Source organism: Capnocytophaga canimorsus, from assembly GCF_002302565.1.
Classification (GTDB): Bacteria; Bacteroidota; Bacteroidia; order Flavobacteriales; family Flavobacteriaceae; genus Capnocytophaga; species Capnocytophaga canimorsus.
Genome location: NZ_CP022382.1, coordinates 2,091,443 through 2,113,061, shown reverse-complemented (window position 1 = coordinate 2,113,061; position 21,619 = coordinate 2,091,443). Strand labels below are relative to the sequence as shown.

Genomic DNA, 21,619 nt, shown 5'->3' with positions numbered 1-21,619 from the left:
CTCACTTAAAATAAAAAATGTATGGGATTTTTAAAAGAATTTAAAGAGTTTGCTGTAAAAGGTAATGTGGTTGATATGGCTGTCGGTGTTATCATCGGAGGTGCTTTTGGAAAAATTGTCAGCTCTTTTATTGAAGATGTTATTACGCCTCTTCTGCTTAACCCTGCTTTGGAAGCAGCTAATTTGAAAAACATTGAAGAACTTACCATCTTCGGTGGGGTTAAGTACGGTATGTTCCTTTCAGCAGTAATTAACTTCTTGATTATTGCCTTTATTTTATTCCTTATGATCAAAGGAATTAACAAACTTAAAAAACCTGCGGCTGAGGCTCCAGCGGCTCCTGCTGGTCCTACGCAAGAGGAACTTTTGGCTGAAATTAGAGATTTGTTGAAAAACAAATAAAACGTACGCTTGTGTAACCGCTATACTACACACGCATTTATTCACTAAACCACACCTAAAGGTGTGGTATTTTTGTTTTATTTAAAATAATTTGTTTCATTTTTATAGTTCACTTTCTTTTTTCGAGAACAAATAAAGAAAATATACTATTTTTGGACAAAAATATAGTAAGAATATTAGGTGTAATTTCAATTTAAAAAAATAAAATATGAGAATAGCTGTTGTAGGCGTTACTGGAATGGTGGGTAACGTAATGTTAGAGGTATTAGAGGAACGTAATTTTCCAATAACGGAATTGATTCCTGTGGCGTCAGAGAAATCGGTAGGCAAAAAAATAATATTTAAAGGAAAAGAATATACAGTAGTGGGACTGCAACAGGCGGTTTCTTTGCGCCCAGATATTGCGCTTTTCTCAGCAGGAGGAAGCATTTCTTTGGAATGGGCACCAAAATTTGCTCAAGTGGGCACTACAGTAGTGGATAATTCTTCAGCTTGGCGTATGGACAGCACCAAAAAACTTGTCATTCCTGAAATAAATGCTGATGTACTTACTTCGGAAGACAAAATTATTGCCAATCCCAACTGTTCCACCATTCAAATGCTGGTAGCATTGGCACCATTACACAAAAAATATGGTATTAAACGTATCGTTGTTTCCACCTATCAATCAATAACAGGTACGGGCGTAAAAGCCGTACGTCAGTTAGAAAACGAATATCAAGGAATAGAAGGAGATAAGGCTTATCATTACCAAATCCATCGCAACGCCATTCCACACTGCGATATTTTTGAAGAAAACGGATATACCAAAGAGGAGATGAAGTTGGTACGTGAAACCCAAAAAATATTGGGTGATGATTCTGTAGCCGTAACAGCCACTGCGGTAAGAATCCCAGTAGTGGGTGGGCATAGTGAATCGATTAACGTAGAGTTGCTATCTGATTATCATATAGATGAAGTTCGAAAATTGTTATCCCACTCGGAGGGCATCGTGCTTGAAGACGAACCCCAAAACAATAAATATCCAATGCCTTTATATTCGCAAGGAAAAGATGCGGTTTTCGTAGGACGTATTCGAAAAGACGAATCACAACCTCGAACACTCAATATGTGGGTAGTAGCTGATAATCTACGCAAAGGAGCTGCTACAAATACCATTCAAATCGCTGAATACCTAATAAAACAAGGACTGGTATCAAAATAAATCAAAAAGCCTCTGAAAATTGTTTCAGAGGCTTTTTAAATATCTATGACAAAAAGTTTAACTATCCTTTTACATTAAATGCTTTTTCTTGAGGAAAGTAAGCCACAGTACCCAATTGTTCTTCAATGCGAATCAATTGGTTGTATTTTGCCATACGGTCAGAACGTGAAGCCGAACCTGTTTTGATTTGCCCTGTATTTAAGGCTACCGCTAAATCGGCAATGGTGTTATCTTCGGTTTCGCCAGAACGGTGTGACATCACTGAAGTGTAACCTGCTCTGTGCGCCATTTCAACTGCTGCAATAGTTTCAGAAAGTGTACCAATTTGGTTTACTTTAATCAAGATAGAATTAGCAATTCCTTTCTCAATTCCGCGCTCCAAAATAGATACGTTAGTTACAAACAAGTCATCTCCAACCAATTGTACTTTGTGTCCGATTTTCTCGGTAAGCATTTTCCAGCCTTCCCAGTCGTTTTCGTCCATACCGTCTTCAATAGAAATGATAGGATATTTTTCAACCAATTCAGCTAAGTAATCTACTTGCTCTTGGCGTGAACGTACTTTTCCAGAAGCTCCTTCAAATTTAGAATAATCGTATTTTCCGTCAGCGTAGAATTCTGATGAAGCACAATCCAAAGCAATTTTGATTTCTTCACCCCATTTGTAACCTGCATTCTCTACTGCTTTCTTAATAGAATCCAAAGCGTCTTCTGTTCCGTCAAAAGTTGGTGCAAAACCTCCTTCATCACCCACAGCAGTGCTTAACCCTCTATCGTGCAATACTTTTTTCAAGTTATGGAAAACTTCTGCTCCCATTTGGATAGCCTGAGAAAAGTTTTTGGCTTTTACGGGCATAATCATAAACTCTTGAAAAGCAATGGGTGCATCGGAGTGTGAACCTCCATTGATGATGTTCATCATCGGTACAGGCAATGTATGTGCATTAACCCCACCTACATAACGATATAATGGTAACCCAAGCTCAGCAGCAGCAGCTTGTGCTACAGCCAACGATACCCCCAAAATGGCATTAGCCCCTAATTTGGATTTATTGGGTGTACCATCCAAATCAATCATCGTTTTGTCAATAAGGTTTTGCTCAAAAACGCTCATCCCTACAATTTCGGCAGCAATAACGTCATTTACATTTTCTACAGCTTTCAAAACCCCTTTACCCATATAGGCTTTACCTCCGTCGCGCAACTCAACAGCTTCGTGCTCTCCTGTTGATGCTCCTGAAGGAACAGCAGCTCTTCCTAGTACTCCATTTTCGGTTACTACATCTACCTCTACAGTTGGGTTTCCTCTTGAATCCAAAATTTGACGTGCGTGCACGCTTACAATGATACTCATAGTCGTTTATTTATTTAATATTATATTATTGTTGAACTAAAATGTGGCACAAATTTACTAATTTCCGATGAATTTATCTTTATTTGAAACGTCTTTTTTCTATTATTTTTCGGTAATATTACCTAATGATTTTTTTTTCGGCATAAATAGCGTAATAACGTGGAGTGAAGTAACGTAAAATAGGGCGTATTCCCAACTTACGTACTGGATGCGTCCAACACATTCGATGCTTAATTTCCCATCCTGCCTTTTCCAAGAGCATATCAAATTGCCAAGCCTCAAACTCGTGATAATGGCAATCGCGTTGGTCTCTCTTATTTCTATAAGCCTTAGCAAACCACAAACGCAAAGGTACCGTAACCAATAATTTATTAGCAGGTAATGAACGTAAAACCTCAAACGGATTCACCAGATGCTCTAAAATTTCCAGAGCTGTTACAAAATCTGCCTGAATACTTTTTAGCTTGTATGCCTCAAAATCCAAATCCTCTCCTTGTGTATTTATCACTTTATAATGATTGTCTTCCATAATTTGAGAAAACGGATTACGCACCCCTAAATCCAAAATAATTTCGTCGGTACGAGCAAATCGCTTGAGTAAAGCTAAAGTTTTGTCATAACGTTTTTTAGGATATACTTTATACATATCGTGTTATGGCTTGATTCTATAAAAAAATCGCTTGAAGTACTTTTGTTATCTTTAAAAAGATACATTTCATATTTCAAACGATTTTTAACATTTTTATTTTTTTTCCAACATCGCGACAAATTGGTCAAAGAGATACGTTGCATCATTAGGTCCAGGACCAGCCTCAGGATGATACTGTACGCTGAAACATTTTTTATCCTTTATACGTATTCCCATAATGGTGTTGTCATTCAGATGCGTATGGGTTATCTCTACATTGGGGTGCACTTCTGCTTGTTCTCTATTTACCGCGAAGCCGTGATTCTGCGAAGTGATTTCACCTTTTCCCGTAATTAAATTTTTAACCGGATGATTGATTCCACGATGCCCATTGTGCATTTTATAGGTTTCTATTCCATTTGCCAGAGCAATAATTTGATGCCCTAAACAAATACCAAAAAGCGGTAAATTTTCTTTTATAATTTGTTTAGCTAAAGCAATCACTTCGGTTAAAGGCTCAGGGTCACCAGGACCATTGGATAAAAAGTATCCGTCTGGATTCCAACTTTTCATCTCTTCCAAGGAAGTATTGTACGGGAATACTTTTATGTACATATCACGCGTGGCCATATTACGCAAAATATTTCTCTTTATACCTAAATCAAGAGCAGCTATTTTATATTTTGCATTTTCATTGCCAAAGAAATAGGGCGATTTTGTGGATACTTTGGAAGCCAATTCAAGTCCCTTCATATCAGGGGCTTGTTCAAGCCTCTTTTTAAGCTGTTCCAAGTCCAGAGTTTCCGTAGAAATTACCGCATTCATAGAGCCGTTATCACGAATATGTGCCACTAAAGCCCTAGTATCCACCTCGCAAATAGCTACCAAATTGTTACGATTGAAAAAATGCTGCAAAGACTCACAATCACCAAAACGGGAATAATCATAACTAAAATTTCGACAAACTAGCCCCGTTATTTTAACCCCATCAGATTCGCTTTCCTCTGAATTGATTCCGTAATTGCCGATATGTGCATTTGCCGTTACCATAATTTGCCCATAGTACGAAGGGTCTGTGAAAATCTCCTGATAACCAGTCATTCCCGTATTAAAGCAAACTTCACCTACTACGGTACCATCATTGCCTAAGCTCTTCCCATAAAAAGCAGTACCGTCTGCCAACAAAATTACAGCTTTTTTCTTTTCTTGATATTTCATTAGATTTGATTTAGGTTATGTACAAAAAAAGGATAAACTCCGTAAAGTCTATCCTTTTTATAAGTATGATTATTAATGAACGCCATTAAACTATGCTTTGCTTTCAGAAGCTTCAGCTTGAGTGTCAACAGTTTTATCAGAGGCTTTTTTTCTTCCTCTACGTGTTGATTTTTTCTTAGCTGCTTTCTCTACATTGTAAGTAGTATTGAAATCAACCAACTCAATTAAAGCCATTTCAGCGTTATCTCCCAATCGGTTACCCAACTTAATGATACGTGTGTACCCTCCAGGACGATCACCAACTTTAGCAGCTACTTCTCTGAAAAGTTCCGTAACAGCATACTTGTTTCTCAATCTACTGAAAGCAATCCTTCTGTTATGCGTTGAATCTTCTTTGGCTTTGGTTACCAAAGGCTCAACATAAATCTTGAGCGCTTTGGCTTTAGCCAAAGTTGTATTTATTCTTTTGTGCTCAATCAAAGAACAAGCCATATTAGCCAACATCGCTTTTCTGTGAGCTGTTTTTCTTCCTAAATTGTTGATTTTATTTCCGTGTCTCATTTTCTCCTAATTAAATAACACAAAGTGTGTAGGTTAGTCTCTATCTAATTTATACTTTGACAAATCCATTCCGAAATTCAAGCCTTTACTTTCCACCAACTCATCAAGCTCAGTGAGTGATTTTTTACCAAAGTTTCTGAATTTCATCAAATCGCCTTTGTTGAAAGAAACCAAGTCACCTAAGGTTTCTACTTCAGCAGCTTTCAAACAATTCAAAGCACGTACGGACAAGTCCATATCCACCAATTTAGTTTTCAACAATTGACGCATATGCAATGATTCCTCGTCATAGGTATCAGTTTGAGCAATTTCGTCGGCCTCCAAAGTGATTCGCTCATCAGAGAATAACATAAAGTGATGTATCAAAGTCTTAGCAGCTTCCGTCAAAGCGTCTTTAGGGTGTATTGAACCATCCGTTTTGATTTCAAAAACCAATTTTTCATAGTCGGTTTTTTGCTCAACACGATAATTTTCAATGGAATATTTCACATTTTTGATGGGTGTAAAAATAGCATCGGTGGCAATAACCCCCAAAGCGGCATTAGGGTTTGCGTTTTCTTCTGCCGAAACGTATCCACGTCCTTTCTCAATGGTGATTTCCATATTAAAAGTCACCGTAGATTCCATATTACAAATCACTAGGTCTGGGTTTAACACCTGAAAACCTGAAATGTATTTCTGAAAATCACCGGCAGTCAATTGCTTTTTACCCGAAACGGCTATGGTTGCCGTTTCATTATCTACATCCTCAATTTGTCGTTTGAAGCGTACTTGTTTCAAGTTCAAAATGATTTCAGTAACATCTTCTACAACTCCTGGAATGGTAGAAAACTCGTGCTCTACTTTATCAATTTTCACAGAAGTGATTGCAAAACCTTCCAAAGAAGAAAGCATTACTCTGCGCAATGCGTTACCTATTGTTAATCCATAGCCAGGCTCCAAGGGGCGAAACTCAAAGCGTCCCTCGAAATTGGATGAATCAATCATTATAACTTTATCGGGTTTTTGAAAGTTGAATAATGCCATAATTTGACTGCTGTCTTATTTATTATTTAGAGTACAACTCTACGATTAACTGTTCTTTAATATTTTCAGGAATTTGAAGACGTTGAGGCACGGCAACAAAAGTTCCTTCTAATTTCTCCGTATTCCAAGTAATCCACTCGTAAACGGTGCTGTTTGCTGCCAATGAGTTTTCAATAACACTTAATGATTTTGATTTCTCACGAACCCCAACAACATCTCCTGGGCGAAGTGAATAAGAAGGAATATTAACGATTTCTCCGTTTACAGTGATATGACGGTGCGAAACCAACTGACGAGCAGCACTACGAGTAGGAGCAATTCCCATACGAAATACTACATTGTCCAAACGTGATTCGCAAAGTTGTAACAACACCTCACCTGTAACGTTTTTACTTCTTTTTGCTTTTTCGTACATATTACGGAATTGTCTTTCTAGAATTCCGTAAGTGTATTTAGCTTTTTGCTTTTCTTGCAACTGAATTGCATATTCTGATTTTTTAGCTCTACGGCGATTAATACCGTGTTGCCCTGGAGGATAATTTTTTTTCTCAAAAGATTTATCCTCTCCAAAGATAGCCTCTCCAAATTTACGCGCTATCTTAGTTTTTGGTCCTGTATATCTTGCCATTTTTGAAATATTTATGGGAGGGATTATGAATTAAGGCATTCCTTCGATAATCATTCACCTCCCTAATTTAAAAATTTATAAAAATAAAATTAAACTCTACGTCTTTTAGGCGGACGACATCCGTTATGCGGAAGTGGTGTAACATCAATGATTTCAGTTACTTCAATACCCGCATTGTGAATTGTACGAATAGCAGACTCTCTTCCGTTACCTGGTCCTTTTACGTAAACTTTTACTTTTTTAAGCCCTGCATCAAAAGCTACCTTAGCGGCATCTTCAGCGGCAACCTGTGCAGCATAGGGAGTGTTTTTCTTTGACCCTCTAAAACCCATTTTACCTGCAGAAGACCACGAAATGACATCTCCTTTTTTATTAGTAAGAGAAATAATAACATTGTTGAAAGTAGCCGAAACGTGTGCCTCCCCTACTGATTCAATAACAACTTTTCTCTTCTTTGAAGTTTTTGCATTTGATTTTGCCATACTACCTACCTATTATTTAGTTGCTTTTTTCTTATTCGCAACAGTTTTTCTTTTACCTTTTCTTGTACGAGAGTTATTTTTGGTTCTTTGTCCGCGAAGTGGTAAACCATTTCTGTGACGGATACCTCTGTAACAACCAATATCCATCAAACGCTTGATGTTTAATTGGATTTCAGAACGTAACTCCCCTTCAATCTTATAAGAAGATACGATTTCACGAATGCTATTGATTTCATCATCATTCCATTCGTTTACTTTTTTGTCTTCACTTACTTGAGCTCTGTCTAAAATTTCCTTAGCTCTACTTTTTCCGATACCAAAAATGTAGGTCAATCCAATAACTCCACGTTTGTTTTTTGGTAAATCTATACCTGCAATCCTTGCCATAATTATCCTTGTCTTTGTTTAAATTTAGGATTTTTCTTGTTAATTACGTACAATCTCCCTTTACGACGCACAATAATGCACTCGGGACTTCTCTTCTTAATTGATGCTCTAACTTTCATTTTTAATCTTTATTTTGATAGAGTTTGCAAAACTACATAAATATTTTGAATTACTTGAACCTATTTGCAAATAATATCACCTACTTCAATTATTTTTTAATATCTGTAAGTAATTCGGGCTTTGGTTAAATCATAAGGACTCATCTCGAGCTTTACTTTATCACCAGGTAGAAGCTTTATGTAGTGCATACGCATCTTGCCTGAAATATGTGCTATTACAACGTGTCCATTATCCAATTCAACCCGAAACATTGCATTTGATAATGCCTCTACAATGGTTCCGTCTTGTTCAATTGCTGCTTGTTTTGCCATAATTGTTATTGTGAAACTGTTTTTCTGTTTTTACCTGTTTTCATCAAACCATCATAATGACGATTTAATAAATATGAATTGACTTGTTGCATAGTATCAATAGCTACCCCAACCAAAATCAGTAATGAAGTTCCTCCGTAGAACATTGCCCAACCTTGTTGCATATCTATAATCTTTACTAAAATGGCAGGAAATACTGCAATGAGTGCCAAGAAAATAGAACCTGGAAAAGTAATAAGCGACATAATTTTATCCAAATAATCGGCTGTTTCTTTTCCTGGGCGAATACCAGGGATAAACCCTCCGCTACGCTTCAAATCATCTGCCATTTTATTGGTAGGCACCGTAATTGCTGTGTAAAAATAAGTGAATAAGATGATAAGTACAGCAAAAAGCAAGTTGTACCAAAATCCAAAGATATCACCAAATGCTGCTTGAAATTCTTTTGCGGTTTCCGAAGTAAGCAATCCTGCAACTGCAGCTGGAACGAACATCAAAGCCTGTGCAAAAATAATAGGCATCACCCCAGAGGCATTTAATTTAAGAGGAATGTACTGACGTGCCCCAAAAACATTTTTCTCAACAGCCCCCCCAGCCGTTCTACGAGCGTACTGTACTGGAATTTGGCGTACTGCCATAATCAAGAAAATGGATAGCAATATGATTACAAACCAAATTATCAATTCAACAAGTATTAGCATCAAACCTCCATTCGAACCTTCAATTCTTGATGCAGCTTCAGAGAAGAATGCCAAAGGTAAACGTGCAATAATCCCTACCATAATAAGCAATGAAATACCATTACCTATACCTTTGTCAGTGATTTTCTCGCCCAACCACATTGCAAAAACGGTTCCTGTAACCAAAATGATTACAGCTGGAATGATAAAATCAAGCCCTTTACCTAAAACAAAAGCGCTGTCAGGCACTCCCAAAGCACCCAACCCATAAAGGTAAGCAGGCGCTTGAACAATACATATTAGTATGGTTAGCCATCGGGTAATTTGATTGAGTTTTCTACGACCGCTTTCTCCTTCCTTCTGTAGTTTTTGCAAATAAGGAATAGCAATTCCCATCAACTGAACCACAATAGAGGCAGAAATGTACGGCATAATTCCTAAAGCAAAAACAGAGGCATTAGCAAAAGCTCCTCCTGTAAAGGCATTCAAAATGTCCAACAATCCACCTCCTGAAGTTTTTTGAGTCAGCTCGTGTAACTGAGCCGAATCAATTCCTGGAAGCACTACGTGAGCACCGAAACGATAAACTAACAAAATACCCAGCGTTAAAATAACTCTGTTTCTTAACTCATCTATTTTCCAAATGTTGGTTAGGTTCTCGATAAACTTCATAATAATATTTAATACATTACAAGGTTACAGCCTCTCCTCCAGCAGCCTCAACAGCAGCCTTTGCACTTGCTGTAAACTTATGAACAGAAATTTTTAATTTTGATTTCAACTCTCCCCCTCCTAAGATTTTAACTAAATCTGTTTTCTTAACTAGGCGAAGTTGAATTAAGGTTTCCAAATCAACCGTATCGGTAATTTTACCAGCATCAACCATTTGTTGCAATTGCCCCAAGTTAATACCTACATATTCTTTACGGTTAATGTTTTTGAAACCGAATTTTGGTACACGTCTTTGTAAAGGCATCTGACCTCCCTCAAAACCAATCTTTTTAGAATAGCCTGAGCGTGATTTTGCTCCTTTATGCCCACGAGTAGCAGTTCCGCCTTTACCAGAACCTTGCCCACGACCAACGCGCTTCCCTTCTCTGTGAATTGAACCTTCTGCAGGTTGTAAATTACTCAAGTTCATAACTTCGTATAAAAATTATTATTTAATTTCTTCAACAGAAACTAAGTGTTTTACTTTATTAATCATACCAAGAATATTGGGAGTTGCATTGTGCTCAACTGTTTTTCCAATACCTTTCAAACCAAGAGCCACTAAGGTTAATTTTTGATCCTTAGGGCGTTTGATTTGGCTTTTCACTTGTGTTACTTTAACTTTTGCCATTGTATTTTTTTTATCCTTTAAACAATTTTTCTAAAGAAATTCCACGTTGAGCAGCAATTGTTTTAGCTGAACGCAACTGTAACAAAGCGTCAAAAGTAGCTTTCACCACGTTGTGAGGGTTTGAAGAACCTTGTGATTTTGAAAGTACGTTATGTACCCCTACTGCCTCTAAAACCGAACGTACAGCACCCCCAGCAATTACTCCAGTACCCTCAGAGGCTGGCTGTAAATATACACGTGCTCCACCGTATTTTCCTTTTTGCTCGTGAGGTAATGTAGTTCCGTGAAGCGGAATGCGTACCAAATTTTTCTTAGCATCTTCTACTGCTTTGGCAATAGCATCAGCTACTTCTTTTGATTTACCCAAACCGTGACCCACTACACCGTTTTCATCACCTACCACCACGATAGCCGAAAAACCAAATGCTCGTCCTCCTTTTGTTACTTTGGTAACACGTTGAACTCCCACCAAACGATCTTTCAATTCAAGTCCGCTTGGTTTTACATATTCTACATTTTTATATTTCTGATACATAGTTTATTAGAATTTAAGTCCGCCCTCTCTGGCTCCGTCAGCTAATGATTTTACTCTACCGTGATATAAATATCCTCCTCTATCGAAAGATACTTTTTCGATACCTTGTTTCAATGCTTTTTCAGCAAGTGCTTTCCCTACCAAAGCCGCTTTTTCGGTTTTAGTAGTTTTAGAGGCTCCTATTTCTTTATCTCTTGAAGATGCAGACACTAAAGTAGTACCTTTGGTATCATCTACAATTTGAGCATAAATTTCATTATTGCTTCTAAAAACAGCCAAACGCGGTTGCTCAGCAGTACCTTGAACTACTTTTCTGATTCTGTTTCTAATGCGTTGTCTTCTTTCTATTTTTGATAATGCCATCGTTCTAACTATTAAGCTGATTTACCTGCTTTTCTTCTTAATACTTCACCTACAAACTTAACTCCTTTTCCTTTGTAAGGTTCTGGTTTACGGAAGCTACGGATTTTAGCCGCCACTTGTCCTACCAATTGTTTATCGTGCGAAGTTAATTTAATAATTGGGTTTTTACCTTTCTCGTTGATTGTTTCAAGTTTTACCTCTTGTGGCAACTCTAATACAATATTGTGAGAAAATCCTAAAGCCAAGTCTAATTTTTGTCCTTGGTTTGAGGCACGATATCCTACCCCAACTAACTCTAACTCTTTAGTGAATCCTTCTGAAACCCCAATAACCATATTGTTAATCAAAGCTCTGTATAAGCCGTGTTTAGCATTCTGGTCTTTAGTTTCAGCCGTTTTTTCTAACACTAATTGTCCATCCTCTTGCTTAACAGCAATGTCTTTAACCTCTTGGGTTAATTCGCCTAATTTTCCTTTTACCGTTACGATATTATTATTGATCGTTACCGTAACTCCGGCAGGAATACTGATGGGTGCTTTACCTATTCTTGACATTTCTTTGTCTTTTATAATATTAGTAAACGTAACAAATTACTTCTCCGCCGATGTTCAACTCCTTGGCTTTTTTACCCGTCATCACCCCTTGTGAGGTAGAAATGATGGCAATGCCCAATCCGTTCAACACGCGAGGAAGGTTATCAGCACCGGCATACTTTCTAAGTCCCGGTCTACTTGCTCTCTCTAAATGCTTAATGACAGGCTCTTTGGTTACTTTGTCGTATTTTAAAGCTATTTTGATAGTTCCTTGTACGGAATTTTCTTCAAATTTGTAGCTTAAAATATATCCTTGGTCAAACAAAATTTTAGTGATTTCTTGTTTGAATTTTGACGAAGGAATCTCCACTACTCTATGCCTTGCATTATTCGCGTTTCTTATTCTTGTTAAATAATCTGCTATAGGATCTGTGTACATATTATTGTCCTTTTAATCTTTTTACCAACTTGCTTTTTTAACGCCCGGAATTAATCCTTTATTTGCCATCTCACGGAATAAAACACGCGAAATTCCAAATGTACGCATATACCCTTTTGGTCTTCCTGTTAATTTACAACGATTGTGCAAACGAACCGGAGAAGCGTTTTTAGGTAACTTTTGAAGTGCTTCATAATCACCAGCTTCTTTCAAAGCTTTACGTTTTGCTGCATATTTCGCTACCAATTTTTGTCTTTTTACCTCACGGGCTTTCATTGATTCTTTAGCCATATCCTTAGTTCTTTTTAAAAGGTAATCCTAATTCGCTTAATAATGATTTTGCCTCTTTATCCGTTGCGGCAGATGTTACAAAAGTAATATCCATTCCTGAGATTTTATTGATTTTATCAATGTCTATTTCAGGGAAAATGATTTGCTCGGTAACCCCCAAATTGTAGTTACCTCTACCATCGAATCCGTCCGCTTTGATTCCTTGAAAATCTCTTACACGTGGCAAAGCTGTGGTTACCAATCGGTCTAAAAATTCGTACATTCTTTCGCCTCGCAAAGTAACTTTGGCACCGATAGCCATCCCTTTACGAAGTTTGAAAGAAGCTACGTCCTTTTTAGAGATAGTAGCAACTGCTTTTTGTCCTGTAATTTTAGTTAGCTCATCAACAGCATATTCAATTTGTTTTTTGTCTGCTACTGCTGAACCTACTCCACGGCTCACTACTATTTTTTCAAGTTTAGGAACCTGCATTACATTCTTATAGCCAAATTCTTCTTTCAGAGCCGCTATTACACGCTCTTTATATTCTTGTTTTAGTCTAGGTACGTAAGCCATAACTATATTACTTCATTAGATTTTTTAGAAATTCGCACTTTCTTACCATCTCTAATCTCGTAGCCAACACGTGTTGTTTTACCCGTTTTCGCATCAATTAAAGAGATGTTTGAAATGTGAATAAACGCTTCTTTTTTAACGATTCCACCTTGAGGGTTTTGTGCACTTGGTTTGGTATGTTTTGACACCAAGTTTACCCCTTCTACAATCGCTTTATTCTTCTCACGGTCAACACGAAGTACTTTCCCTTCGGCACCTTTGTGCTCTCCAGCAATTACACGTACAGTGTCTCCTGTTTTTATCTTTAGTTTCATCATTGTAGTGAATTGAAAATTAAAGCACTTCAGGTGCTAGTGATACAATCTTCATAAACTGTTTGTCACGAAGTTCTCTTGCCACAGGTCCAAATACACGAGTACCTCTCATTTCTCCAGCTGCATTCAAAAGAACACAAGCATTTTCATCGAAGCGAATATAAGAACCATCTGCACGACGTACCTCTTTTTTAGTACGTACCACAACGGCTGTAGATACTTGACCTTTCTTTACGTTTCCATTTGGAGTAGCCTCTTTTACAGAAACTACAATCTTATCGCCTACTGAAGCGTATCTGCGTTTAGTTCCTCCTAAAACACGGATTGTCAAAACTTCTTTTGCTCCGGTATTATCGGCTACTTTTAATCTTGATTCTTGCTGTATCATAATTACTTCGCTCTTTCAATGATTTCCACTAATCTCCAACATTTGGTTTTACTCAGCGGACGTGTTTCCATAATCCGAACGGTATCCCCAATGTTACAATCGTTCTTTTCATCGTGTGCCACATATTTCTTTGTACGCAACACGAACTTACCATACATAGGGTGCTTCACGCGTTTGACTTCAGAAACCACAATTGATTTCTCCATTTTGTTGCTAGTTACAACCCCTATTCTTTCTTTTCTTAAATTTCTTTTTTCCATGTTTAAAGCAGCATAGAATTATTGTAATTCTCTTTTAGTAAGCTCACACGCTAAACGAGCAACCGTTCTTCTTACTTGTCGTAATTGGATTGGTTTTTCAAGTGGCTGAATGGCGTGAGCCATTTTCAAATCTGCATACGATTTTTTATACTCACCAAGCTTTCCTTGTAGCTCAGCTATTGTCAAATTTTTAATTTCAGACTGTTTCATTGCTCTTTAATTAATCTTGATAATCTCTTGCTACAACGAATTTTGTTTTAACTGGTAGCTTTTGAGCTGCCAAACGCAAAGCCTCTTTAGCCACGTCTAACGGCACACCCCCTACCTCAAACATAATTCTTCCTGGTTTCACAACAGCTGCCCAATATTCAACGGCACCTTTACCTTTACCCATACGTACCTCTAAAGGCTTTTTAGTAATCGGTTTGTCTGGGAAAATCTTAATCCATAATTGCCCTTCACGTTTCATAAAACGAGTTGCTGCAACACGAGCAGACTCTATTTGACGTGAGGTAATAAACGATGAATCCAATGATTTTATACCGAACATACCGTTTGAAAGCTCGTGTCCTCTTTGAGAAACTCCTTTCATTCTGCCTTTTTGTACTCTACGATATTTTGTTCTTTTTGGCTGTAACATTTCTTCTTTTCTTTAAAAATTACTTTCTACGACGAGCTCTTTTAGGTGCCCCAGAAGGAGTGCTTGATGCTGCAGACTTACCCGTAGCTTTTTTAGTCATTCCTGTTAGTGGAGAAAGCTCTCTTTTTCCGTAAACTTCACCTTTCATAATCCACACTTTAATTCCCATACGTCCATAGGTAGTGTGTGCCTCGTCAAGAGCATAATCGATGTCTGCTCTGAAAGTAGATAAAGGAATACGTCCTTCTTTGTAGCTTTCAGAACGTGCCATCTCAGCTCCGTTCAAACGCCCTGAAATCATCACCTTGATACCTTCAGCATTCATACGCATAGCAGCTGCAATAGCCATCTTGATAGCTCTACGGTATGAAATACGGCTTTCTATTTGACGCGCAATACTTGCCGCCACTAAGTTAGCATCAAGTTCAGGTCTTTTGATTTCAAAGATATTGATTTGAATATCCTTACCTGTGATTTTTTTCAATTCCTCTTTAAGCTTGTCTACCTCTTGCCCACCTTTACCGATGATGATTCCAGGACGAGCTGTAGTGATAGTAACGGTTACAAGTTTTAAAGTTCTTTCAATAATCACACGTGAAACACTGGCTTTTGATAAACGCGTTAGAACGTACTTTCTGATTTTGTCGTCTTCAGCAAGTTTATCTCCGTAGTCATTACCTCCGTACCAGTTAGATTCCCATCCTCTGATAATTCCAAGGCGATTTCCGATTGGATTTGTCTTTTGTCCCATAGTTTATCTTAGCTTTCTGTGTTATTATTTTTAGCTGCCAAAACCACTGTTACGTGATTAGAGCGTTTTCTGATTCTGTGTGCTCTTCCTTGTGGAGCTGGACGTAATCTTTTAAGAATCGCTCCTCCATCCACACGGATTTCTTTAACGAATAAACCTGCATCTTCCAAATTAGCATCTTCGTTTTTAGCTTGCCAGTTAGCAATAGCCGACAACAATAATTTTTCTAAACGAGCAGATGCCTCTTTTTGGTTAAATTTCAAAATAGCAAGGGCTTTATCTACTTGTTGACCACGAACCAAATCCGCTACCAAGCGCATTTTTCGTGGTGAAGTAGGGCAGTTATTCAACTTTGCAAAAGCCAAGCTCTTTTTAGCTTCTTTTATTTCTGTTGCTTTTTCTCTTTTACGAACTCCCATAGCCTTCTATTATTTTTTACCTTTATTTTTTGCACCAGCGTGCCCTCTAAAGGAACGTGTTGGTGAAAATTCTCCTAATTTGTGTCCTACCATATTCTCAGTTACATAAACTGGAACAAACTGACGACCATTGTGTACTGCTATCGTTTGACCTACAAAATCAGGGGTTATCATTGAAGCTCGTGACCAAGTTTTAATCACAGTCTTCTTACCCGTTTCAATATTTTGTTGGATTTTCTTCTCCAAACTATAGTGAACATAAGGTCCTTTTTTTAATGAACGTGCCATCTTCTAAGTGTTTTATTTCTTTCTACGTTCTACAATATACTTATTACTTGCCTTGGTTTTAGAACGAGTTCTGTAACCTTTAGCAGGAATGCCCTTACGTGAGCGTGGGTGACCTCCGGTTGCTCTACCTTCACCACCACCCATTGGGTGATCAACAGGGTTCATAACCACCGGTCTTGTTCTTGGTCTTCTACCTAACCAACGAGAGCGACCTGCTTTTCCTGAAACGATCAACTGATGATCTGAATTAGAAACCGCTCCGATAGTTGCTACACAAGTAAGCAAAATCATACGTGTTTCACCAGAAGGCAATTTAACAGTAGCATATCTTCCTTCTTTTGCCATCAATTGTGCAAATGTACCTGCAGAACGTGCAATATTGGCACCTTGCCCAGGACGCAATTCAATACAAGAAATTACCGTTCCTAACGGAATTTGTGAAAGTGGCATAGCATTACCTACTTCAGGAGCTACATTATCTCCTGAAATTACTTTCTGCCCCACTCGCAACCCATTAGGCGCAATAATGTAACGTTTCTCTCCATCGGTATAAACTAACAAAGCGATAAAAGCTGTTCTGTTAGGGTCATACTGAATGGACTCCACAGTAGCTTCTATACCAAACTTGTTGCGTTTAAAATCGATAATACGATACTTTTTCTTGTGACCACCACCAATATAACGCATGGTCATTTTTCCTTGATTGTTTCTACCACCCGTCTTTTTTAACGGAACCAAAAGGCTTTTTTCCGGCTTATCAGTAGTAATGGTGTCAAAATCGTTTACTACTCTAAAACGCTGACCGGGGGTAATCGGTTTTAATTTTCTAACTGACATTTTTGTCTATTTATTAAACACTTATATATTACTATAAAAATCTATAGTCTCTCCTTCAGCTACTTGAACAACAGCACGCTTTACAGCGTTTGTTTTACCAACTTGCAAACCTGTTTTTGTATAGCGCACTTTACGCTTTGGTGCATAGTTCAGCGTACGAACCTGCTCTACTTTTACGCCATAAGTAGCCTCAATAGCATTTTTAATCTGGATTTTATTTACATCCTTAGCAACTTCAAACGTATATGCGTTTTTCAACTCACTGTTTGCACTTGCTTTTTCCGTAATTACGGGTCTAATTAGTATACTCATAGCTTACTTATTTTGTTAAATTTGATTCAACAACATCTACAGAACTCTCCAAAAGAACAACACCTGAAGCATTCATAATATCATAGGTATTTAATTCTGAAGCAGTTACCACGTTTGTGTTTTTCAAATTTCGTGAGGACAAATATACATTATTATTTATATCTGCCAACACAAAAAGTGATTTTTTATTCTCTAATCCTAAAGCTTTCAATACACTAACAAATTCTTTGGTTTTTGGAGTGTCAAAATTGAAATCTTCCAAAACTACAACTGCTTGTTCTTTAGCCTTTAAGCTTAAAGCTGAACGACGTGCCAAACGCTTTACATTTTTGTTGAGCTTTTGAGTGTAGTCTTTAGGTCTTGGACCGAAAATACGTCCTCCACCAACAAACACAGGCGATTTTACACTTCCTGCACGAGCTGTACCTGTTCCTTTTTGCTTTTTAATCTTACGTGTACTTCCCGCTACTTCATTTCTTTCTTTAGCCTTGTGCGTTCCTTGACGTTTATTTGCCAAATAACGTTTAACATCTAAGTAAATTACGTGATTGTTAGGCTCTATTGCAAAAACAGCATCAGAAAGAGTAATCTTTCTTCCTGTCTCTTTTCCTTGATTATTTAATACTGCTACTTCCATTATTTGTGAATAGTTACGTAAGCATTTTTGTGTCCTGGAACACATCCTTTAACAATTAAAAGATTTTTTTCAGGAACTACTTTCAACACTTTTAGGTTTTGTACTGTTACTTTCTCTGCTCCCATTCTACCTGCCATACGCATTCCTTTGAATACTCTTGAAGGATACGATGAAGCTCCGATAGAACCTGGTGCTCTTAAGCGGTTGTGCTGACCGTGAGTGGACTGACCTACACCACCGAAGCCGTGTCTTTTAACAACGCCTTGAAAACCTTTCCCTTTAGAAATACCAGTGATGTCAACAAATTCTCCTTCAGAGAAAAGTTCAACACTAATAGCATCACCAATTTTGTACTCTTTTTCAAATCCTTGGAATTCGACAACTTTTTTCTTAACAGACGATCCTGCTTTTTTAAAATGCCCTAATTCAGCTTTGTTAGCACGATGTTCTGCTTTGTCATCGAAACCAAGTTGAAGAGCCTCATACCCATCAACCTCTACGGTTCTGACTTGGGTAACTACGCATGGGCCAGCTTCGATGACTGTACAAGGAATATTTTTCCCGTTTTCATCAAAAATGCTGGTCATACCTACTTTTTTTCCAATTAACCCAGACATAAAAATTTAGTTATTAAATGATTATTATTATTTTTCAAAAATTCAGGGTCAAAAAAATTTCTTCGACCCTGAATCCATTTTTTATCCGTTTTTCCCTCACTTTCAGCGCTTGGGACAATGTATAAAGTTCTTTAAAACTTTAGCAGTTATCACACTTTGATTTCAACTTCCACCCCGCTTGGTAACTCAAGTTTCATCAAAGCATCAATAGTTTTTGATGAAGAACTATAAATATCCAATAAGCGTTTGTGTGAACTTAATTGAAACTGTTCGCGTGATTTTTTATTTACGTGAGGAGAACGTAACACCGTGAAAAGCTTTTTGTGTGTAGGTAACGGAATAGGACCAGTTACCGCAGCTCCAGTAGCTTTTACTGTTTTTACAATCTTCTCAGCGGACTTATCTACCAAATTATGGTCATAAGATTTTAACTTTATTCTGATTTTTTGACTGCTCATCTGTGTGAAAAATTAGTTACCTTTTGCTTTTTTAATTACTTCTTCCGCAATATTAGAAGGGGTTTCTGCATAATGAGAGAACTCCATAGTTGAAGTTGCACGCCCTGAAGATAAGGTTCTCAAAGCAGTTACATAACCAAACATTTCCGATAGTGGAACATTCGCTTTAATTACTTTAGCTCCCGCTCTATCATCCATATTATTAACTTGACCACGACGACGGTTCAAGTCACCTACAATATCCCCCATATTTTCCTCCGGAGTGATTACCTCTAATTTCATTATCGGCTCCATAAGTACAGCTTTTGCGGCACGAGCAGCTTCTTTATATCCTAATTTGGCTGCCAATTCGAAAGATAATGAATCCGAGTCAACGGCGTGGAATGAACCATCTACCAAGGTAACTTTCATTGCATCCATTTCAAACCCTGCTAAAGGACCATTTTTCATTGCTTCTTTGAAACCTTTTTCTACCGAAGGAATATATTCTTTAGGAATGTTACCTCCCTTGATTTCGTTGATGAATTCCAAGCCTACTTTACCTTCATCGGCAGGTTCCATACGGAATACGATATCAGCAAACTTACCACGTCCACCCGATTGTTTTTTGTAAACCTCACGGTGATTAGCCACCGCAGTTAACGCCTCTTTGTACTCTACTTGCGGCTCTCCTTGGTTGACTTCTACTTTGAATTCACGTTTTAAACGATCAACGATGATATCCAAGTGTAGCTCACCCATACCAGAGATAATAGTTTGACCAGATGCTTGATCCGTTTTTACTTGGAATGTTGGGTCTTCCTCTGCTAATTTCGCCAAAGCCATACCCATTTTATCTACGTCAGCTTTAGTTTTTGGCTCAATGGCAATACCTATTACTGGATCAGGGAAAATCATTGATTCCAATACAATAGGATGTTTTTCATCACAAAGGGTATCCCCTGTTTTGATATCTTTAAATCCTACAGCTGCTCCAATATCTCCAGCTTCAATAAATTCAATAGGATTTTGCTTATTAGCGTGCATTTGATAGATACGAGAAATACGCTCTTTGTTTCCTGAACGTGTGTTCAATACATAAGAACCTGCATCTAAGTGACCCGAATAAGCACGGAAAAACGCTAAACGCCCTACATAAGGGTCTGTTGCAATTTTAAACGCCAAAGCAGCAAAAGGCTCAGAAACAGCTGGCTTTCGTGCAATTTCTGCACCTGTATCTGGATCTGTTCCTTCAATAGCTTCTTTATCCAAAGGAGAAGGTAAATAACGGCAAACCGCATCTAACATAAATTGAACTCCTTTGTTTTTGAACGAAGAACCACAAACCATTGGGATAATTGCCATATCCATAACAGCCGCTCTAAGCGCTTGATGAATTTCCTCTTCAGTGATAGAGTTTTCATCCTCCATAAATTTCTCTAAAAGCCCTTCATCATACCCAGCCACCTCTTCAATAAGGTGAGCGCGGTACTCGTGAGCCTCATCCTTCATTTCTTCAGGAATTTCAATCACATCAAAAGTAGCTCCTTGAGTTTCCTCGTGCCATACAATAGCACGGTTTTTGATCAAATCCACAACACCTTTAAAATCAGCTTCATCTCCAATAGGAAGCACGATAGGCACTGCATTTGACTTCAACATATCTTTCACTTGGTTACAAACATTCAAGAAGTTTGCACCTTGTCTGTCCATTTTATTAACAAAACCAATGCGAGGTACTTTGTAATTGTCTGCCAAACGCCAGTTAGTTTCTGATTGAGGCTCAACGCCATCAACAGCACTGAACAAAAACACCAACCCATCCAATACACGTAAAGAACGATTTACCTCAACGGTAAAATCAACGTGACCAGGAGTGTCAATAATATTAAAGTGATACTCTTTAGCATCAGCTGTTGGTTTACCTTGCTCCGTTGGGAAGTTCCAAGTACAAGTTGTTGCAGCTGACTGGATCGTGATTCCACGTTCAGCTTCTTGCTCCATCCAGTCCATAGTTGATGCTCCATCGTGCACCTCCCCTAACTTATGCGTTTTTCCAGTATAAAAAAGGATACGCTCAGTGGTGGTTGTTTTTCCTGCATCAATATGTGCAGCAATACCAATGTTTCTTGTATATTTTAAATCTCTACTCATCTATTTGTATATTATTAAAATCTGAAATGTGAGAATGCTTTGTTTGCTTCCGCCATTTTGTGAGTATCCATTCTTTTCTTCACTGCCGCACCTTCTTCTTTAGCAGCTGACAAAATTTCTCCTGCTAATTTTTGCGACATTGATTTTTCGTTACGCTTACGAGCATATCCGATAAGCCATTTCATAGCCATTGACACTTTTCTGTCTGGTCTGATTTGCATCGGAATTTGAAAGGTAGCCCCTCCTACTCTACGACTACGCACCTCAACGTGAGGCATCACGTTAGTCAAAGCATCTTTCCAAACTTCCAAAGCCGTTTTCTCGTCATTGTTCTTTTTCTGTTCTACAATATCAAGCGCATCGTAAAACACCTTAAAAGCGATTGACTTCTTACCATCCCACATTAAGTTATTCACAAAACGGGTTACCAATTGATCATTAAATTTCGGATCTGGTAAAAGAGGTCTTTTCTTAGCCTGTCTTTTTCTCATTTCTTCTAATTAAA

Annotated in this window: 36 protein-coding genes; 2 read left to right on the top strand and 34 right to left on the bottom strand. The window is 37.9% G+C overall.

The features are described 5' to 3' along the window. Positions 1–21 precede the first annotated feature (21 nt). Both mscL and CGC47_RS09265 read left to right on the top strand, forming a co-directional pair. Positions 22–402 carry a large-conductance mechanosensitive channel protein MscL gene (gene mscL, locus CGC47_RS09270; RefSeq protein WP_013996587.1) on the top strand — a complete coding sequence of 127 codons (381 nt, stop codon included), beginning with the start codon at positions 22–24 and terminating at the stop codon, positions 400–402. Positions 403–610: 208 nt separating this feature from the next. Then, positions 611–1,606, top strand: coding sequence for an aspartate-semialdehyde dehydrogenase (locus tag CGC47_RS09265; RefSeq protein ID WP_013996586.1), 996 nt, complete (start codon positions 611–613; stop codon positions 1,604–1,606). A 61-nt stretch (positions 1,607–1,667) separates the two neighbouring features. On the opposite strand, the gene eno is transcribed toward CGC47_RS09265, so the two are convergent. From eno to rpsG, 34 genes are all read right to left on the bottom strand, one after another. Beyond that, entirely contained in the window at positions 1,668–2,960 is a 1,293-nt protein-coding gene (eno, locus tag CGC47_RS09260; protein WP_041913511.1) for a phosphopyruvate hydratase, read from the bottom strand. 118 nt (positions 2,961–3,078) lie between these two features. Next, positions 3,079–3,606 (bottom strand): class I SAM-dependent methyltransferase, encoded by a 528-nt coding sequence (locus tag CGC47_RS09255; RefSeq protein WP_013996584.1) that lies wholly within the window; start codon positions 3,604–3,606, stop codon positions 3,079–3,081. A 96-nt stretch (positions 3,607–3,702) separates the two neighbouring features. After that, positions 3,703–4,806 (bottom strand): glutamine-hydrolyzing carbamoyl-phosphate synthase small subunit, encoded by a 1,104-nt coding sequence (carA, locus tag CGC47_RS09250; RefSeq protein ID WP_042000345.1) that lies wholly within the window; start codon positions 4,804–4,806, stop codon positions 3,703–3,705. 90 nt (positions 4,807–4,896) lie between these two features. Continuing rightward, positions 4,897–5,367: a 50S ribosomal protein L17 gene (rplQ, locus tag CGC47_RS09245; protein ID WP_041987584.1), complete on the bottom strand. Its 471-nt coding sequence runs from the start codon at positions 5,365–5,367 to the stop codon at positions 4,897–4,899. A gap of 33 nt (positions 5,368–5,400) precedes the next feature. After that, a complete protein-coding gene (locus CGC47_RS09240) occupies positions 5,401–6,393 on the bottom strand; it encodes a DNA-directed RNA polymerase subunit alpha (protein ID WP_013996581.1) in 993 nt (330 codons plus the stop codon). A gap of 22 nt (positions 6,394–6,415) precedes the next feature. Then, positions 6,416–7,021 carry a 30S ribosomal protein S4 gene (gene rpsD / locus CGC47_RS09235; RefSeq protein ID WP_013996580.1) on the bottom strand — a complete coding sequence of 202 codons (606 nt, stop codon included), beginning with the start codon at positions 7,019–7,021 and terminating at the stop codon, positions 6,416–6,418. 89 nt (positions 7,022–7,110) lie between these two features. Next, positions 7,111–7,503 (bottom strand): 30S ribosomal protein S11, encoded by a 393-nt coding sequence (rpsK, locus tag CGC47_RS09230; protein ID WP_013996579.1) that lies wholly within the window; start codon positions 7,501–7,503, stop codon positions 7,111–7,113. A gap of 12 nt (positions 7,504–7,515) precedes the next feature. Next, a complete protein-coding gene (gene rpsM, locus CGC47_RS09225) occupies positions 7,516–7,890 on the bottom strand; it encodes a 30S ribosomal protein S13 (protein ID WP_013996578.1) in 375 nt (124 codons plus the stop codon). A 2-nt stretch (positions 7,891–7,892) separates the two neighbouring features. Beyond that, positions 7,893–8,009 (bottom strand): type B 50S ribosomal protein L36, encoded by a 117-nt coding sequence (gene ykgO / locus CGC47_RS09220; protein ID WP_041913510.1) that lies wholly within the window; start codon positions 8,007–8,009, stop codon positions 7,893–7,895. 96 nt (positions 8,010–8,105) lie between these two features. Next, entirely contained in the window at positions 8,106–8,321 is a 216-nt protein-coding gene (gene infA, locus CGC47_RS09215) for a translation initiation factor IF-1 (protein ID WP_041987579.1), read from the bottom strand. A gap of 5 nt (positions 8,322–8,326) precedes the next feature. Further along, on the bottom strand, positions 8,327–9,676 hold the full coding sequence (gene secY / locus CGC47_RS09210) for a preprotein translocase subunit SecY (RefSeq protein ID WP_042000342.1): 1,350 nt from the start codon (positions 9,674–9,676) through the stop codon (positions 8,327–8,329). A gap of 13 nt (positions 9,677–9,689) precedes the next feature. Continuing rightward, positions 9,690–10,142: a 50S ribosomal protein L15 gene (gene rplO / locus CGC47_RS09205; protein WP_013996575.1), complete on the bottom strand. Its 453-nt coding sequence runs from the start codon at positions 10,140–10,142 to the stop codon at positions 9,690–9,692. A gap of 18 nt (positions 10,143–10,160) precedes the next feature. Beyond that, complete coding sequence (rpmD, locus tag CGC47_RS09200) at positions 10,161–10,343, bottom strand: 50S ribosomal protein L30 (protein WP_013996574.1); 183 nt, start codon at positions 10,341–10,343, stop codon at positions 10,161–10,163. Between the two features lie 10 nt (positions 10,344–10,353). Further along, the gene (rpsE, locus tag CGC47_RS09195) at positions 10,354–10,878 is read right to left on the bottom strand and encodes a 30S ribosomal protein S5 (RefSeq protein WP_013996573.1); all 525 of its coding nucleotides are present in this window, start codon (positions 10,876–10,878) and stop codon (positions 10,354–10,356) included. 6 nt (positions 10,879–10,884) lie between these two features. After that, on the bottom strand, positions 10,885–11,241 hold the full coding sequence (gene rplR / locus CGC47_RS09190; protein ID WP_013996572.1) for a 50S ribosomal protein L18: 357 nt from the start codon (positions 11,239–11,241) through the stop codon (positions 10,885–10,887). Positions 11,242–11,252: 11 nt separating this feature from the next. Beyond that, the gene (gene rplF / locus CGC47_RS09185) at positions 11,253–11,795 is read right to left on the bottom strand and encodes a 50S ribosomal protein L6 (protein WP_013996571.1); all 543 of its coding nucleotides are present in this window, start codon (positions 11,793–11,795) and stop codon (positions 11,253–11,255) included. A 19-nt stretch (positions 11,796–11,814) separates the two neighbouring features. Then, positions 11,815–12,213 (bottom strand): 30S ribosomal protein S8, encoded by a 399-nt coding sequence (rpsH, locus tag CGC47_RS09180; RefSeq protein ID WP_041913509.1) that lies wholly within the window; start codon positions 12,211–12,213, stop codon positions 11,815–11,817. Positions 12,214–12,234: 21 nt separating this feature from the next. After that, positions 12,235–12,504: a 30S ribosomal protein S14 gene (rpsN, locus tag CGC47_RS09175; protein WP_013996569.1), complete on the bottom strand. Its 270-nt coding sequence runs from the start codon at positions 12,502–12,504 to the stop codon at positions 12,235–12,237. Between the two features lie 4 nt (positions 12,505–12,508). Next, complete coding sequence (gene rplE, locus CGC47_RS09170; protein ID WP_013996568.1) at positions 12,509–13,060, bottom strand: 50S ribosomal protein L5; 552 nt, start codon at positions 13,058–13,060, stop codon at positions 12,509–12,511. A 2-nt stretch (positions 13,061–13,062) separates the two neighbouring features. Beyond that, entirely contained in the window at positions 13,063–13,377 is a 315-nt protein-coding gene (gene rplX / locus CGC47_RS09165; RefSeq protein WP_172458718.1) for a 50S ribosomal protein L24, read from the bottom strand. Positions 13,378–13,393: 16 nt separating this feature from the next. After that, positions 13,394–13,762, bottom strand: coding sequence for a 50S ribosomal protein L14 (gene rplN, locus CGC47_RS09160; protein WP_013996566.1), 369 nt, complete (start codon positions 13,760–13,762; stop codon positions 13,394–13,396). A gap of 2 nt (positions 13,763–13,764) precedes the next feature. Continuing rightward, positions 13,765–14,022: a 30S ribosomal protein S17 gene (gene rpsQ, locus CGC47_RS09155; protein WP_013996565.1), complete on the bottom strand. Its 258-nt coding sequence runs from the start codon at positions 14,020–14,022 to the stop codon at positions 13,765–13,767. An 18-nt stretch (positions 14,023–14,040) separates the two neighbouring features. Beyond that, the gene (gene rpmC / locus CGC47_RS09150) at positions 14,041–14,232 is read right to left on the bottom strand and encodes a 50S ribosomal protein L29 (RefSeq protein WP_013996564.1); all 192 of its coding nucleotides are present in this window, start codon (positions 14,230–14,232) and stop codon (positions 14,041–14,043) included. A 10-nt stretch (positions 14,233–14,242) separates the two neighbouring features. After that, complete coding sequence (gene rplP, locus CGC47_RS09145) at positions 14,243–14,662, bottom strand: 50S ribosomal protein L16 (protein ID WP_013996563.1); 420 nt, start codon at positions 14,660–14,662, stop codon at positions 14,243–14,245. A gap of 19 nt (positions 14,663–14,681) precedes the next feature. Further along, positions 14,682–15,413 carry a 30S ribosomal protein S3 gene (gene rpsC, locus CGC47_RS09140; protein WP_013996562.1) on the bottom strand — a complete coding sequence of 244 codons (732 nt, stop codon included), beginning with the start codon at positions 15,411–15,413 and terminating at the stop codon, positions 14,682–14,684. An 8-nt stretch (positions 15,414–15,421) separates the two neighbouring features. Next, positions 15,422–15,832, bottom strand: coding sequence for a 50S ribosomal protein L22 (gene rplV, locus CGC47_RS09135; RefSeq protein ID WP_013996561.1), 411 nt, complete (start codon positions 15,830–15,832; stop codon positions 15,422–15,424). Positions 15,833–15,841: 9 nt separating this feature from the next. After that, positions 15,842–16,120 carry a 30S ribosomal protein S19 gene (gene rpsS / locus CGC47_RS09130; RefSeq protein WP_013996560.1) on the bottom strand — a complete coding sequence of 93 codons (279 nt, stop codon included), beginning with the start codon at positions 16,118–16,120 and terminating at the stop codon, positions 15,842–15,844. A 12-nt stretch (positions 16,121–16,132) separates the two neighbouring features. Beyond that, positions 16,133–16,957 (bottom strand): 50S ribosomal protein L2, encoded by an 825-nt coding sequence (gene rplB, locus CGC47_RS09125; RefSeq protein WP_041987562.1) that lies wholly within the window; start codon positions 16,955–16,957, stop codon positions 16,133–16,135. A gap of 21 nt (positions 16,958–16,978) precedes the next feature. Further along, the gene (gene rplW, locus CGC47_RS09120) at positions 16,979–17,269 is read right to left on the bottom strand and encodes a 50S ribosomal protein L23 (protein ID WP_041913508.1); all 291 of its coding nucleotides are present in this window, start codon (positions 17,267–17,269) and stop codon (positions 16,979–16,981) included. A 7-nt stretch (positions 17,270–17,276) separates the two neighbouring features. Then, positions 17,277–17,906: a 50S ribosomal protein L4 gene (gene rplD / locus CGC47_RS09115; RefSeq protein WP_013996557.1), complete on the bottom strand. Its 630-nt coding sequence runs from the start codon at positions 17,904–17,906 to the stop codon at positions 17,277–17,279. After that, the gene (rplC, locus tag CGC47_RS09110) at positions 17,906–18,523 is read right to left on the bottom strand and encodes a 50S ribosomal protein L3 (protein ID WP_013996556.1); all 618 of its coding nucleotides are present in this window, start codon (positions 18,521–18,523) and stop codon (positions 17,906–17,908) included. Before rplC ends, rplD begins: the two co-directional genes overlap by 1 nt. 149 nt (positions 18,524–18,672) lie before the next feature. Then, positions 18,673–18,981, bottom strand: coding sequence for a 30S ribosomal protein S10 (rpsJ, locus tag CGC47_RS09105; protein WP_013996555.1), 309 nt, complete (start codon positions 18,979–18,981; stop codon positions 18,673–18,675). 12 nt (positions 18,982–18,993) lie between these two features. Next, the gene (gene fusA / locus CGC47_RS09100) at positions 18,994–21,114 is read right to left on the bottom strand and encodes an elongation factor G (RefSeq protein ID WP_042000330.1); all 2,121 of its coding nucleotides are present in this window, start codon (positions 21,112–21,114) and stop codon (positions 18,994–18,996) included. Between the two features lie 14 nt (positions 21,115–21,128). After that, positions 21,129–21,605, bottom strand: coding sequence for a 30S ribosomal protein S7 (gene rpsG, locus CGC47_RS09095; protein ID WP_041913507.1), 477 nt, complete (start codon positions 21,603–21,605; stop codon positions 21,129–21,131). Positions 21,606–21,619: the final 14 nt, after the last annotated feature.

Coding starts and splice junctions, on each gene's coding strand:
- mscL (WP_013996587.1), top strand. CDS start 22: ATGGGATTTTTAAAAGAATTTAAAGAGTTTGCTGTAAAAGGTAATGTG.
- CGC47_RS09265 (WP_013996586.1), top strand. CDS start 611: ATGAGAATAGCTGTTGTAGGCGTTACTGGAATGGTGGGTAACGTAATG.
- eno (WP_041913511.1), bottom strand. CDS start 2,960: ATGAGTATCATTGTAAGCGTGCACGCACGTCAAATTTTGGATTCAAGA.
- CGC47_RS09255 (WP_013996584.1), bottom strand. CDS start 3,606: ATGTATAAAGTATATCCTAAAAAACGTTATGACAAAACTTTAGCTTTA.
- carA (WP_042000345.1), bottom strand. CDS start 4,806: ATGAAATATCAAGAAAAGAAAAAAGCTGTAATTTTGTTGGCAGACGGT.
- rplQ (WP_041987584.1), bottom strand. CDS start 5,367: ATGAGACACGGAAATAAAATCAACAATTTAGGAAGAAAAACAGCTCAC.
- CGC47_RS09240 (WP_013996581.1), bottom strand. CDS start 6,393: ATGGCATTATTCAACTTTCAAAAACCCGATAAAGTTATAATGATTGAT.
- rpsD (WP_013996580.1), bottom strand. CDS start 7,021: ATGGCAAGATATACAGGACCAAAAACTAAGATAGCGCGTAAATTTGGA.
- rpsK (WP_013996579.1), bottom strand. CDS start 7,503: ATGGCAAAATCAAATGCAAAAACTTCAAAGAAGAGAAAAGTTGTTATT.
- rpsM (WP_013996578.1), bottom strand. CDS start 7,890: ATGGCAAGGATTGCAGGTATAGATTTACCAAAAAACAAACGTGGAGTT.
- ykgO (WP_041913510.1), bottom strand. CDS start 8,009: ATGAAAGTTAGAGCATCAATTAAGAAGAGAAGTCCCGAGTGCATTATT.
- infA (WP_041987579.1), bottom strand. CDS start 8,321: ATGGCAAAACAAGCAGCAATTGAACAAGACGGAACCATTGTAGAGGCA.
- rplO (WP_013996575.1), bottom strand. CDS start 10,142: ATGAACTTGAGTAATTTACAACCTGCAGAAGGTTCAATTCACAGAGAA.
- rpmD (WP_013996574.1), bottom strand. CDS start 10,343: ATGGCAAAAGTTAAAGTAACACAAGTGAAAAGCCAAATCAAACGCCCT.
- rpsE (WP_013996573.1), bottom strand. CDS start 10,878: ATGTATCAGAAATATAAAAATGTAGAATATGTAAAACCAAGCGGACTT.
- rplR (WP_013996572.1), bottom strand. CDS start 11,241: ATGGCATTATCAAAAATAGAAAGAAGACAACGCATTAGAAACAGAATC.
- rplF (WP_013996571.1), bottom strand. CDS start 11,795: ATGTCAAGAATAGGTAAAGCACCCATCAGTATTCCTGCCGGAGTTACG.
- rpsH (WP_041913509.1), bottom strand. CDS start 12,213: ATGTACACAGATCCTATAGCAGATTATTTAACAAGAATAAGAAACGCG.
- rpsN (WP_013996569.1), bottom strand. CDS start 12,504: ATGGCTAAAGAATCAATGAAAGCCCGTGAGGTAAAAAGACAAAAATTG.
- rplE (WP_013996568.1), bottom strand. CDS start 13,060: ATGGCTTACGTACCTAGACTAAAACAAGAATATAAAGAGCGTGTAATA.
- rplX (WP_172458718.1), bottom strand. CDS start 13,377: ATGATGAAACTAAAGATAAAAACAGGAGACACTGTACGTGTAATTGCT.
- rplN (WP_013996566.1), bottom strand. CDS start 13,762: ATGATACAGCAAGAATCAAGATTAAAAGTAGCCGATAATACCGGAGCA.
- rpsQ (WP_013996565.1), bottom strand. CDS start 14,022: ATGGAAAAAAGAAATTTAAGAAAAGAAAGAATAGGGGTTGTAACTAGC.
- rpmC (WP_013996564.1), bottom strand. CDS start 14,232: ATGAAACAGTCTGAAATTAAAAATTTGACAATAGCTGAGCTACAAGGA.
- rplP (WP_013996563.1), bottom strand. CDS start 14,662: ATGTTACAGCCAAAAAGAACAAAATATCGTAGAGTACAAAAAGGCAGA.
- rpsC (WP_013996562.1), bottom strand. CDS start 15,413: ATGGGACAAAAGACAAATCCAATCGGAAATCGCCTTGGAATTATCAGA.
- rplV (WP_013996561.1), bottom strand. CDS start 15,832: ATGGGAGTTCGTAAAAGAGAAAAAGCAACAGAAATAAAAGAAGCTAAA.
- rpsS (WP_013996560.1), bottom strand. CDS start 16,120: ATGGCACGTTCATTAAAAAAAGGACCTTATGTTCACTATAGTTTGGAG.
- rplB (WP_041987562.1), bottom strand. CDS start 16,957: ATGTCAGTTAGAAAATTAAAACCGATTACCCCCGGTCAGCGTTTTAGA.
- rplW (WP_041913508.1), bottom strand. CDS start 17,269: ATGAGTATACTAATTAGACCCGTAATTACGGAAAAAGCAAGTGCAAAC.
- rplD (WP_013996557.1), bottom strand. CDS start 17,906: ATGGAAGTAGCAGTATTAAATAATCAAGGAAAAGAGACAGGAAGAAAG.
- rplC (WP_013996556.1), bottom strand. CDS start 18,523: ATGTCTGGGTTAATTGGAAAAAAAGTAGGTATGACCAGCATTTTTGAT.
- rpsJ (WP_013996555.1), bottom strand. CDS start 18,981: ATGAGCAGTCAAAAAATCAGAATAAAGTTAAAATCTTATGACCATAAT.
- fusA (WP_042000330.1), bottom strand. CDS start 21,114: ATGAGTAGAGATTTAAAATATACAAGAAACATTGGTATTGCTGCACAT.
- rpsG (WP_041913507.1), bottom strand. CDS start 21,605: ATGAGAAAAAGACAGGCTAAGAAAAGACCTCTTTTACCAGATCCGAAA.